This window comes from Bacillus cereus group sp. Bc010 (assembly GCF_027716745.1).
Lineage (GTDB): Bacteria > Bacillota > Bacilli > Bacillales > Bacillaceae_G > Bacillus_A > Bacillus_A pacificus.
Genome location: NZ_JAQFUY010000013.1, coordinates 56,829 through 70,011, shown reverse-complemented (window position 1 = coordinate 70,011; position 13,183 = coordinate 56,829). Strand labels below are relative to the sequence as shown.

The window sequence follows — 13,183 nt, the reverse complement described above, 5'->3', positions numbered from 1 at the left end:
CTTTAATGGTTTAACACTCGGCTTAAAAATAGACGCGCTCTTTCTTGTTCAGGGCTCGCAAAAAATTGCGCCGGTGTTGTATCCTCAATGATTTTACCATCATCCATAAATAAAATCCGATCAGCTACCTCCCGCGCGAATCCCATCTCATGCGTGACAACAACCATCGTCATCCCTTCTTTAGCTAGCGTTTTCATAACATCAAGTACTTCCCCGATCATCTCCGGATCAAGAGCAGACGTAGGCTCATCGAATAGCATAATCTCCGGCTGCATCGCAAGCCCTCTAGCAATTGCCACCCGTTGCTGTTGTCCTCCGGATAATTGATGTGGATACACGTTAGCCTTCTCTGGAATTCCTACTTTCTCTAGATAAAACATGGCTGTTTGTTCTGCTTCCTCTTTTGAAATTTTATTTACTTTAATAGGTGCTAATGTAATATTTTGAAGAACTGTTTTATGTGGATATAAATAAAAATGTTGAAAGACCATTCCGATATTTCGGCGTAATTCATTCATATCTGTTTTCGCATTGTGTACCTCCGTATTTTGTACAATTAACTCTCCATCTGTAATTGACTCTAACTGGTTTATACATCGAAGTAATGTACTTTTTCCTGATCCAGAAGGCCCAACAACTACTACCACTTCACCTTTTTTCACTTGCACATTAATATCTTTTAAAACTTGAAAGGTACCATAATATTTATTTACGTTACGAAACTCTATCAACATACTCACCCCTTCCCCTAACAAAGCATGTACATTCTTTTTATATTCAAAAATAGGCAAAAAAATAACTTCCAGCCTCATTTTGTCCATAAAAAAAGCAAAGGAATTTCCCCTTTGCTTTTTCATTTCTATTCCATTACGATACTTCTTCTTTCTTATCTTTTCCATATTCATGCTCCCAGAAATCAGCATTTTTAATTCCTAATGGCCCTGGATCGAATACTGGATCTTTTCCTTCTTTTTTCTGCTTTTCATAATCCTTTAATGCAACTAATGCAGGTTTTTGTAATAGTAAAATCGCAATGATATTTACCCATGCCATAATTCCTACACCGATATCGCCTAAAGCCCAAGCCGTTGCTGCTGTTTTTATACAACCGTAGAATACAGCTCCTAAAAATACAAACTTTAGTACCATAGACAGCCAAGGGCGGTCTTTATCACGATTTAAGTACGCGATATTCGTTTCTGCAATGTAGTAATACGCCATAATTGTTGTAAATGCAAAGAATAGTAATGAGATTGCAACGAAACCGTTTCCAAATCCAGGGAAAACAGATTCTACCGCTGCCTGTGTATATCCCGGCCCTGGCTGAGCACCATTTAATTTATTTACGATAAAGTTTTTTCCGCTTGCATCAAATACGTTATACATGCCTGTAATGATCATCATAAATGCTGTTGCTGAACAAACAAATAATGTATCAATGTAAACGGAAAATGCTTGCACTAAACCTTGCTTAGCTGGATGTGATACTTCAGCTGCTGCCGCTGCATGTGGCCCTGTTCCTTGCCCTGCTTCATTAGAATAAATACCACGTTTTACTCCCCAAGAAATCGCTAAACCGATAATACCACCAAATGCTGCTTCTAATGCAAAAGCGCTTCTTATAATTAACATAAATGCTTCTGGCAATTTTTCAATATTCATAGCGACAATAACACAAGCTACTAAAATATACCCAACAGCCATAAACGGTACGACAACTTGCGCTACGTTAACAATTCGTTTTACTCCACCGAAGATGATAAGAGCTAATACAACAACTAATAAAGCCCCTGATAGAGTAGTATTAATTCCAAAAGCTGTCTCTAAACTTACAGCAATACTATTTGCTTGCACACCCGGTAATAAAAGCCCCGTTGCAAGAATTGTCGCTGCAACAAATACTAGAGCATACCATTTCACACCTAAACCTTTTTCAATGTAATAAGCAGGTCCACCGCGAAACTGTCCCTGATGCTTTGTCTTATAGATTTGTGCTAATGTAGATTCTACATAAGCTGATCCTGCTCCTAAAAAGGCTACTGCCCACATCCAAAATACAGCTCCTGGTCCGCCGAAGGCAACCGCCGTTGCTACCCCAGCTATATTCCCTGTTCCAACGCGTCCAGATAACGAAAGTGCTAACGCTTGGAATGAAGAAACACCCGCCTCTGATTTTTCTCCTTTAAATGTCAGCTTCACCATTTCTCCTACATGCCTTACTTGTAAAAACCTCGTTCGAATTGAAAAATATAAACCTGCTCCTAAACATAAATAAACAAGTGCTGGACTCCAAACAATATTATTTAACCAATTTACGAAAGCTTCCAATATTCCCCCTCCTTTTTATCAAGAATATTCAGAATATATAAAAATTATAAATGTATACCGAATCTATGACAATATTATTTTAATAAAATAAACATATTTTTGTATAAAAAAACAAAGTATATATTTGTTTTATATACTTTGTTTTGAACAGAATGTATTATATATTCACAATTGCTTCTTTTTTTATAATTCTTTCGTATAGCTCTTCTGATAATTTCAAGAAGTTATCAGGCATATCTTTCCCTTTAAACTTCTTTTGAATCGTGCCATATAAACCTATATCGCGTAAACGTAAAAATAACGGCAATGATTCATACCAACTATCCGCTAGCTTATGTTCATATTCGTATCCTTTTCTTAACACTTGTAATTGTTTACGAGCAAAATCAGTCTTCTCTTCCGCTGTCCACGGTGTAAATAGAACAGAGTAATAAAGAACCATCGCTAAATCGTGTATAAAGTAATTATAAGCCGCATCATCAAAATCAAAGATTGTTAGCTCTTTACCATCATAATGAAAATTACCTGGATGAATATCACCGTGCATAAGGCCGAACGTTTCTCTTTCAATTGGAAGAGCCTTTATCTCAGCCATTAATACCGCAGCGATTTTTTTCACTTGATCATCTTCTAATTCATTAACAACCCCACTCTCATCTTCTTCCCACGTATCACGATGATCCGTTTTAGGATAGTTCATTGTTAGACGATGCAGTTGTCCAATCGCTTTTCCCCATGCTTCAAAGAGAGGCTCGCCCCAATAAGGCGATTCTTCTCCTTTTACTTGCTCCCCTTTTGCATATGTAAATAAGGAAGCGAAAAAGAAAGTCCCATCCTCTGCTCCGATTTCTTCTACAAGATTTTGAGACGTTGAGTAAAGAGGTCCCGCTACCTTTGCCCCGTTTCCCGCAACATATCGTAAAAAATCTAGTTCAGCCTCTACCTCTTGTTTAGATCGATGCGAAGAATGCGTTAAACGTAATACATAGTCCTCATCATTATCACCCTTCGCCTTAAAAATATAATTCTCAAAATCTCCAAGCGGCTTCTCTTCCACTGTTACATGAAATGCCTTTGCTGCTCTTGCTAAAATTTCTTTTGTAAAAACTCGTTCTACTGCTATTTCCATATGTATCCCTCCTATATATCTTCTTAATTCGACACAAATGTGAGAAGTACTGCTATGAAATTGAATAATGCGTGGACAATCATAGCCGATAAAATAGAATTTGTTTTCTCATATAACCCAAGCATAAATTTCTCACAAAAAGCAAAAATTAACAGGAGTAACTTTATTCTAAAGAGGTGGAAATTATGACAGAGCAAAAAGAACAACAAGAGAGTACGGATCAAAAGCATATGTTTCCATCACTTCCGGAAAACATTAATTATATCGAAAATAAGCTCTGTCATTCAGACGATATAAAAAAATTGGATCTCCCTTTTCAAAACGGAAAAGGAGCAATCCTATATATCGAATCTTTAGCAGACCCAAATCTAATTCATCAATTAGCCCTTGAGCCTTTATTGACGCGGTCAGATTTAGCTTTAGATAAAGCTTTTTCTACATTAAATATGAAAAAGGAAACGAATTTAAATTATGGCGTGCAGCTCTTATTACAAGGCAAATCATTATATTTTCATGAACAAGTCGACAGTTTTTGTATTTTCGAAACAGCTTTATCTTTAAAGAGAGATATAGCAGAGCCTGATAATGAAGGCATTGTACGTGGACCACATACTGGTTTTGTAGAAGATTTAGCAACCAATTTAGCTTCCATTCGTAAACTCATAAAAAGTCCAAACGTCGTCGTTAAATATTTCACACTTGGTGAAGAAATGCATACGAAAGTGGCAATTGCTTATATGCAAAATATAGCGAATGACGATTTAGTTACAGAAGTGAAAAGAAGGTTAGAAACGATTAAGACAGATGCACTTATGCCTCCAGGATATATACAAGAATTTATAGAGGATACGTCTTTCTCACCATTTCCGCAGCAATTAAATACAGAGCGTCCAGATAGGACCGCTGCAAATTTAATGGAAGGACGAGTTGCTATTTTATCTGATGGAGATCCAGCAGCGCTTATCGTTCCTGTTACGTTATTTGCTTTCTATCAATCACCAGATGATTACAATAACCGCTGGATTGTCGGTTCTTTCGTCCGAATGATTCGCTTAGTGAGTTTTTTGATTGCTTTTCTCTTACCAGCTATATATATCGCAACCGTAGCCTTTCATCCTGATGTATTGCCGCTTGAACTTGTGTATACAATTAAAGCTTCATTAGAGAAAGTACCGCTCCCTCCTATTTTTGAAGCTCTCTTAATGGAGCTAATTTTCGAATTATTACGGGAAGCTGGTATTCGCTTGCCGAGCCGAGTTGGACAAACAATCGGTATTGTAGGCGGTTTAGTAATTGGGGATGCAATTGTAAAAGCTGGACTCGTTTCTTACACAATGATTATCGTTGTAGCTTTAACTGCAATCTCATCTTTTCTCGTTCCATCAAACGATATGAGTTCAGCAGTTCGAATTCTTCGTTTTCCATTAATGCTCCTTGCTGCCCTATTCGGATACGTAGGAATATCATTCGGTCTCATTATAACTTTCGTTCACCTATGTCAGCTTCATTCTTTTCATACACCATATCTTTCTCCTGTTGCACCAATGCGGATTAAAGATATGAAAGATTCTTTTGTAAGACTACCAATTTGGTCATTTTGGGAACGACCACATGATCCAAAACCGAAAAAAATGCAGCGCCAACATGTAACGAGAGAGGATGAGGACGGTGACAAACACGCAAAGTAAAATTTCGCTAGCTCAATTTACCTTTTTCGTTATTCAGTGCCAAATCGGAGTAGGCATACTTTCTCTACCGAACCGCCTTCACCCGATTGCTAAAGGCGGTGGGTGGATTTCTGCACTCATCGCTGGGCTTGCGATTCAGCTTATTATTTTACTTATGTGGCTTTTCTTAAAACGATTTCCTGATGCAGATATGTATGAAAGTGTTTGTATGCTATTTGGGAATAAGTTTGGAAAACTATTAGGTTTTGCTTATGTTTTTTATTTTACCCTTATTGGTATGACGGTTATGTTGAATGCTTGTAATGTCATTAAAGTGTGGATATTACAAGCAACTCCTTGGTATGCCATTCTCATACTATTTACAATAGCTTGTTGTCATGTAGCCTATAACACATTTAAAGTTATCGTAAGATTTTACGTCATGGCCTCTATTCTCATTTTACCAATGGCTCTTTTAATCGCCTTAGGACTCACGCGAGCTGATTTTTCTTATATTTTTCCGATTACAGAGGCTGGATGGTGGAATATTATTCAAGCATCTAAAGAAACAATTACAGCTATGTATGGTTTTGAAATTTTTCTTATCGCTTTCCCCAAAGTAAACGGGAGTTCTGTAGCAAAACTAAAGGCCATTTCTATCGCTAATGGATTTGTAACTCTTTTTTATACTTTTACTGTTTGGATTTGTTTTATCGTATTTAGTCCAAAACAAATTGAGCTTATTCCAGAACCAGTTGCTTACTTACTACGCTCCTTGCATATCGGGATCATAGACCGAACTGATTTACTATTCATACCAATATGGATGATAACAGTTGTGGCTTCTATTGCTAGTTATTATTGTGCCGCTTCAATCGGCATTGGACATATATTCAATCTTGCTAACCATAAAAAGGCTGTTCCAATCGTTGGTATTATTGCTTTTAGTGTAGCCTTATTTATCGATACACCAGAGGAATTAAAAGTAATTTCAACTTTCACTGATAAGTTCACCTATATTTTCATCGTTGTCCTCCCTCTTTTATTTCTACTTTATTCAGTAATAAGAAATAAGAAAGGAGAAAGGAGAACAATATGTTCAAAAAAAGAGTTAAATTACTTTTTATATTATGTACGAGTTCCCTCCTTTCTGGCTGTTGGGATCAAGAACCATTAAGAGAAGCAAGGTTAGCTTATAGTATTGGATCTGATATTACGGAAGAGAATAAACTCCAGCAAACAATTGAGCTCGTAAAAAGTTCAAGCGGAGAGCAATCTTCATTCGAAAATGAAATACATTCAGCAACGGGGCATAACATAAGGGATACAAGCGATGCTCTAAAAAAAAATGTGACTGGAAATATTCGCTATTTCAAATATGGTGTTCAATTACTAGGAACCAAAATTTTTAAAAAAGGGATACTACCCTATTTAGATGTCAGTTTTCGGGACCCAACAAACCCAACTGCTTTAGTAAAACTTATTGCAGTAGATGGTGAAACATCCGAAATACTGAAAAAAAAGAATGTCGGAAATTTGTTAATTGGAGATTTTCTAAAGAAAAAAGTGAAAAGCTTAGAAGATATGAGTGTATTTCCAAAAGAAACTTTAGAAACAGCTGCTACAAAAATGTTAGATCCCGGTAAAGACTTTACCCTCCCTTCTATAAAAATAAAAGGAAAAGAAGTAATTACAAACGGATTAGCTTTATTTAACAATGATAAATTGACCGGGCATTTACCTTTAAAACAATCTGTTTTATTCGTATTATTAACTGGAAAAATGGGAACAAGTGCCCGTATAACCCAAAAACTTACTAGCGATGAATCCGAGAAGACATCTGACTATTTAACAATGGAAGTGAGCAATCGGAAATTAAAACGAGACTTAAAAATAACAACAGATAAAAAAGGAAATGTGTATGCTCACATTAAGCTTCAATTAAAAGTTATAGCTCTTGAAGCTCCGAGAGATAATCTTTACAAAATGGATGAAAGAAAAAAACTAAATAAGGAACTATCCAAACAGCTCACGAAAGAAGCGAAAAAAATAACGAAAAAGTTACAAAAGGCAAATTGTGATGCTTTCGGAATTGGTAGACATCTTATCGCTTATCATCCTGACCTATGGAAGAAAAAAAATTGGAATAAAGATTATGCAAAAGTAAAATTTAAGCCTGAGGTAGAAGTAAGCATTTTGTATAGTGGTGTCTTAAAATAAAAAGTTGTATGCCACGCAGGCATACAACTTTTTATTTCGTATATCGATATACAATTGATTCATATGGTCTTAAGTCAAGGTTTGTAATATCCTTGCTGGAATCTTTATGATTCGACAGTAATACTTCTTGTTTCATTCCATCCAATTGAACGTGCGCTGGTACAGAGTACGTTATTTCCTCTCCATAGAAGTTATTGATAACAAGTAGCACTTCACTTTCTGTAGTACGAGTATATGCCCAAATTTTAGGATCATTTTCATCCAAAATAGCATATTCTCCTTCTGTAATTACATCATACGTTTTTCGAAGTTCGATTAACTTTTTATAATGATAAAATACAGACTCTTTATCTTCTAGTGCCTTCTCTACATTTATTTCTTTATAGTTTTCAGCCACTGAAATCCAAGGTGTACTTGTTGTAAAACCACTGTTCATCTCTTCATTCCACTGCATTGGAGTACGGGAGTTGTCACGAGATTTTTGTTTTAAAATCCCGATAATCTCTTCTTTTGATAATCCTTCTTCCAGCTTTATATTGTATATATTTAACGATTCTACATCGCGATATTGCTCAATAGACTCGAATTTAGGATTCGTCATACCGATTTCTTCACCTTGATAAATGTAAGGTGTGCCCTGCAACATATGCATAGCTGTCGCTAACATTTTCGCAGATTCATTTCGGTACTCCTTATCATCACCAAAGCGTGACACAATACGAGGCTGGTCATGATTACACCAGAATAACGCATTCCATCCCCCGCCCTTTTGCATTTCAATTTGCCAATTAGACATAATCTCTTTTAATTTAATAAAATCAAAATCAGCCTTCGTCCACTTATCACCATTCGGATAATCAACTTTTAAATGATGGAAACTAAACGTCATACTTAATTCATTACGCTCAGGGTTTGAATATTTAATACAATTATCAATTGTCGTAGATGACATTTCTCCAACTGTAATTACATCTTTCCCTTCAAAAACATTTCGGTTCATTTCTTGTAAATATTCATGCACACGTGGGCCATCTGTATAATATTTACGGCCATCGCTTGTCGCTGTACTTCCGTCATCATTTAAGAATTGTTGATCTTTTGAAATTAAATTAATAACATCTAATCGGAATCCAGTTACCCCTTTATCAAGCCAAAAGCGCATCATATCATATACTTCTTCACGAAGTTTTTCATTTTCCCAGTTTAAATCCGCTTGTGTCTCATCAAATAGATGTAAATAATATTGCTCTGTCTTCTCATCATATTTCCAAGCAGATCCACCAAACTTAGATTGCCAATTATTTTTTTCATCACGCCAAATGTAATAATTTCGATATGGACTATTTTTATCTTCCTTCGCTTCCTTAAACCACTTATGCTCCGTCGAACTATGATTTACAACGATATCAAGCATAATTTCAATATTACGTGCTTTCGCCTCTTCTAAAAGCTCTTCAAACTCTTCCATCGTTCCGTAAGATGGATCAATACGGTAGTAATCACTTACATCGTATCCATTATCATTTTGTGGTGATTGGTATATCGGTGTTAACCAAATATAATCTACTCCGAGTTCTTTTAAATAATCTAGTTTCTCTGTAACCCCTTTTATATCACCGGTTTCTTTATTGTAATAGCTATTAAAGCTCTTCGGATAAATTTGATAAACTACACTTTTATGCCAATCCTTCATGTTTAACTTCCTCCTACTTCTGTTTTACTCGCTTTGCAAATAACCACGTTAACGTAAATGGGATTACAACTGCGATAATCATTCCGACAATAAACATGGGAATCGATTTCGGAATGATAGAAATAAATGCTGGTAATCCGCCAATTCCGATAGCCGGTGCTAATACACCATTTAACGTAATAAATATTGCTGCCACAGCCGATCCTATAATTGCTGCATAGAACGGGAATTTATTTCGTAAGTTTACACCAAACATAGCTGGCTCTGTGATACCGAAATATGCCGAGATTGCTGATGTAGATGCCATACTTTTATCATTTTGATTTTTAGAAATCCAGAACATCGCAAGTGCCGCACTACCTTGCGCAATGTTAGAAAGAGCAATCATTGGCCAAATGAATGTACCCCCGTGTTGTGCAATTAATTGTAAGTCGATAGCAATAAACATATGATGCATACCTGTAATTACAAGCGGTGCATATAATGCTCCAAACAATACTGCTCCAACTACTGGTACTGTTTCATATACACCTACTAATCCAGCTGTTAATAAATCTCCAATATGACGTGTAACTGGACCAATAATCCCTAATGCTAACACACCTGTTACGACAATCGTTGTAATTGGTACAACTAACAATTGAATTGCATTTGGTACATGTTTCTTTAAGAAGATTTCCACTTTACTTAATACAAATGCTGCTACTAAGACCGGTAGGATTTGACCTTGATACCCTACTTTTTCAATTTGAAATAATCCTAAAATATCGAAGTACTCAATCTTTTGTCCATCTAAACCAGTTGCTGCTTTTCCGTAATCCCACGCGTTTAATAATGCTGGATGCACAAGCATTAATCCCATAACAATTCCTAATATCGGACTACCACCAAAACGCTTCGTTGCTGACCAACCGACAAGTGCTGGTAAGAATACGAAAGCTGTATTCGCCATCATATTAATTAAATCCCAAAGCCCACTTAAGTTTGGATACACATCTAATAAATTTTTACCTTCAAAAAATAAGTCCTTCGCCCCTAATAGGTTGTTAATTCCCATTAGTAAACCAGCTGTTACGATTGCTGGTAATATCGGCATAAATACATCTGAAAATACTTTTACAAACTTTTGAGCTGGATTTAGCTTTTGGTTTCCAGAATCTTTTACATCAGCTACTGTCGCTTCCTTCATACCTGCAAGCGTTATCAATTCAGCATATACTCGATCAACATCTCCTGGACCGATTACAATTTGAAATACCCCAGCGTTATGAAACGCTCCCTTCACTAATAAAACAGACTGCAATTTATCGTTATCTATTTTACTTTCATCCTTTAAAGCGATACGGAGTCTCGTTACACAGTGCGCAGCTTGTTCAATATTGTCTTTCCCGCCAATATACTGCAACACTTCCTCTGCTGTTTTACGATAGTCTTTCCCCATATTCCCGTCCCTCTTTTCTTTTTTTGATACCGTTTACAATTACATATTAACTCGTATATATAAGTTAGTCAACACTCGTATATACGAGTTTGTCGTTTTTTTATAAAAAAAAGAGATGAAACGTTATTACGTTCCATCTCCTTATTTTCTCCGCGCCACATCCGAAAAATGAAAAATATCTAAGCGGTGGCGGGATTCTGTATATTCGAACTGACTTCCATCATACAAATGCGTAAAGTTTTTCACGACAACAACATAGTCTGTCCCATTTAAATCTAAATACTTTCTATCGTCCTCTGTACATGGTTGCACTTCAATTACTCTCTGTGAGTAACTAATATGAAGACCTAGTTCTTTCTCAATATATTTATAAATGGATTGCGCTGCAATTTCACTCGTTAATCCAGGAATATATTCCGATACAAAATGATTAATATCCAAAATTACTTTTTCTCCATCAATATTTCGTACGCGTTTAATATGATCTATGTCTGTTTTCTCTTTCACATTTAATAGCTTTGCAACCTCTTTTGTCGCTTTTACTTTCTCCATTTCTACGACTTCTGTAATACAATGACGTCCTAAACGTTCATTTTCTTCTTGGAAACTTACAATACCACCAAAGTTAAATTCAATGTTTTTTCGCTTTAAAACAAAAACACCTTTTCCGTGTATTTTTTGAACATATCCACGTTCTTGTAATAAATCTACAGCTTTTCTTACAGTACCGCGGCTCGCTTCATATTGCTTCATTAATTCAGTTTCTGATGGGATTTTGCATCCCTCTTTTAATTGCCTATTATCAATAGAATTACTGATTTCTGTATAAATTTGTTCATACTTACTCATCATCTACAATAGCCCCTTGTCACCTTCTAGTTCTATATGTATTATACCATGCTACACTCTTCTGCCAATCTCTCACTTATTTTCCAGTATAGGAAAAATAAAGGTAAATATTTAATCTCTAAAACGTATTTTTATAAAAATTTTTATATTTTTCTTTTCATTCAAAAAAACATGTAGTATACTAACTTCAAAATCAGAGGAGAAAGGGAGCAAAGAACTATGCTTACTTATACAACAATTGTAGTTACATTTGCACAAAAACATCATCATCATACGTAACCCTTGAAACCTAGCGGAAAAATTACGCGTAGGTACAAGGGTTATTCCCGTTGTACCTACGTTAGGCGAAGAGCCATGTAGGTATTTTTTATCTACATGGCTCTTTTTTTATTGCCAAAAAGCTAGTAAAAAATGATGTTTAAGCAAATCTTACTACAAAGGAGTTAACAAAAATGGAAACGAAAAAATGGGGATTATGGGTTTTAACAGCTTTTGTTATCGGGAATATGGTTGGCGGTGGCGTATTTATGCTCCCAGCGAATTTAGCACAAGTATCAGGTCCAATGGGTTCTACACTTGCATGGAGTATTACAGGACTTGGCGTATTTATGATTGCACTCGTATTTGGAAATTTAGCAATCCGAAAACCAGAATTAAAAGCGGGGCCACAAAGCTATGCCCAAGCGATGTTCCCTTCAAAAAAAGCGGGTAAAGTTGCAGGCTATAGTATGGCATGGGGATATTGGGCTGCAAACTGGGCTGCAACAGCATCTGTTATTATTTCCTTTGCTGGATATTTATCAACATTCTTTCCAGTTTTACAAAGTAAGCAAATTCTCTTTTCAACGAACGGATTTTCACTAGAACTTGGAAAAGGATTAACGTTCCTCGTATGCAGCCTTATGTTATGGGGAATTCAATATATTCTTTCTCAAAATATTGATCGTGCTGGAAATATGAATCTTCTTGCTACTATTGCAAAAATTATTGGATTTACAATGTTTATTGTAATCACATTATTCATTTTCAATGCCTCTAATTTCGGAGATGGGCAAACATTTATGAATGAAGCAGGACAATCCATTTCTTTAGGTGGACAAATCAATTCAGCTGCTATTGCAACACTTTGGGCGTTCATCGGTATTGAATCGGCTGTCATGCTTTCTAATCGTGCAAAATCTCAGCGCGATGTAAAAAAAGCTACGATTTTCGGATTAATTATCGCTCTTCTTATTTACATGTCAATTACTCTACTTACAATGGGCGCTCTCCCGCAAGATGCTTTAAAAGAGTCTCAAAAACCATTAGTAGACGCATTAAATTTAGCAATTGGCAATAAAGGTTCCTATATCATGGCTCTACTTGCACTTGTATCTTTATTTGGATCTACAGTGGGCTGGATTGTTGTTAGTTCAGAAGTACCTTATCAGGCTGCAAAGAACGGACTTTTCCCTAAACTTTTCGCGAAAACGAATAAAAAGGGTAGTCCTTCAAAATCATTATTGATTACAAATGTAATGACGCAGATTTTCTTGTTCTCAACGATTTCTGGTACCGTATCAGAAGCTTATAATTTCGCTATCGTTGTAGCAACATTAGCTTATTTAATTCCATACCTTGTTTCTACGCTGTACCAATTCAAATTAGTTATTACAGGAGAAACGTATGATATAATGCCTGGCTCTCGAATAAAGGACGGCATCATTACTACATTAGCATTCATATATTCTATTTGGGTTATCAAAACGGGAACTGCTGATTTAAAAACGTTCTTCTTAGGAATCGGATTGTTCGTATTAGGTCTGATTCTCTATCCAATACTAATGAAAAACTCACAAAAAATGAATTAAAAAAGA

General features: G+C 35.9%; 10 protein-coding genes and 1 pseudogene. 4 read left to right on the top strand and 7 right to left on the bottom strand.

Features of this window, described 5'->3' with window-relative positions:
• Positions 1–2: 2 nt before the first annotated feature.
• From PDQ68_RS15865 to PDQ68_RS15850, 4 genes and pseudogenes are all read right to left on the bottom strand, one after another.
• Positions 3–731, bottom strand: a complete 729-nt coding sequence (locus PDQ68_RS15865; RefSeq protein WP_014893317.1) for an amino acid ABC transporter ATP-binding protein — start codon at positions 729–731, stop codon at positions 3–5.
• Positions 732–867: 136 nt separating this feature from the next.
• Positions 868–2,328 (bottom strand): alanine/glycine:cation symporter family protein, encoded by a 1,461-nt coding sequence (locus tag PDQ68_RS15860; RefSeq protein WP_000387151.1) that lies wholly within the window; start codon positions 2,326–2,328, stop codon positions 868–870.
• A gap of 157 nt (positions 2,329–2,485) precedes the next feature.
• A complete protein-coding gene (locus PDQ68_RS15855) occupies positions 2,486–3,457 on the bottom strand; it encodes a phosphotransferase enzyme family protein (protein ID WP_061183795.1) in 972 nt (323 codons plus the stop codon).
• A gap of 23 nt (positions 3,458–3,480) precedes the next feature.
• A pseudogene (locus PDQ68_RS15850) lies at positions 3,481–3,573 on the bottom strand (CPBP family intramembrane glutamate endopeptidase); the annotation flags it as partial.
• A gap of 69 nt (positions 3,574–3,642) precedes the next feature.
• Between PDQ68_RS15850 and gerKA the strand changes: the two are divergent.
• Genes gerKA through gerKC form a run of 3 tightly spaced genes read left to right on the top strand, consistent with a single transcriptional unit; the run spans position 3,643 to position 7,344 of the window.
• Positions 3,643–5,145: a spore germination protein GerKA gene (gene gerKA / locus PDQ68_RS15845; protein ID WP_061183794.1), complete on the top strand. Its 1,503-nt coding sequence runs from the start codon at positions 3,643–3,645 to the stop codon at positions 5,143–5,145.
• Positions 5,126–6,301, top strand: coding sequence for a GerAB/ArcD/ProY family transporter (locus PDQ68_RS15840; RefSeq protein ID WP_061183793.1), 1,176 nt, complete (start codon positions 5,126–5,128; stop codon positions 6,299–6,301). Before gerKA ends, PDQ68_RS15840 begins: the two co-directional genes overlap by 20 nt.
• Complete coding sequence (gene gerKC / locus PDQ68_RS15835) at positions 6,220–7,344, top strand: spore germination protein GerKC (RefSeq protein ID WP_061183792.1); 1,125 nt, start codon at positions 6,220–6,222, stop codon at positions 7,342–7,344. The genes PDQ68_RS15840 and gerKC overlap by 82 nt, the downstream gene beginning before the upstream one ends.
• Positions 7,345–7,375: 31 nt before the next feature.
• On the opposite strand, the gene treC is transcribed toward gerKC, so the two are convergent.
• From treC to treR, 3 genes are all read right to left on the bottom strand, one after another.
• Positions 7,376–9,037, bottom strand: a complete 1,662-nt coding sequence (treC, locus tag PDQ68_RS15830) for an alpha,alpha-phosphotrehalase (protein WP_016716449.1) — start codon at positions 9,035–9,037, stop codon at positions 7,376–7,378.
• Between the two features lie 13 nt (positions 9,038–9,050).
• Positions 9,051–10,478 carry a PTS system trehalose-specific EIIBC component gene (gene treP, locus PDQ68_RS15825; RefSeq protein WP_061183791.1) on the bottom strand — a complete coding sequence of 476 codons (1,428 nt, stop codon included), beginning with the start codon at positions 10,476–10,478 and terminating at the stop codon, positions 9,051–9,053.
• Between the two features lie 141 nt (positions 10,479–10,619).
• On the bottom strand, positions 10,620–11,330 hold the full coding sequence (gene treR / locus PDQ68_RS15820; protein WP_000987251.1) for a trehalose operon repressor: 711 nt from the start codon (positions 11,328–11,330) through the stop codon (positions 10,620–10,622).
• 449 nt (positions 11,331–11,779) lie between these two features.
• On the opposite strand from treR, the gene PDQ68_RS15815 reads away from it, so the two are divergent.
• A complete protein-coding gene (locus PDQ68_RS15815; RefSeq protein WP_061183790.1) occupies positions 11,780–13,177 on the top strand; it encodes an amino acid permease in 1,398 nt (465 codons plus the stop codon).
• Positions 13,178–13,183: the final 6 nt, after the last annotated feature.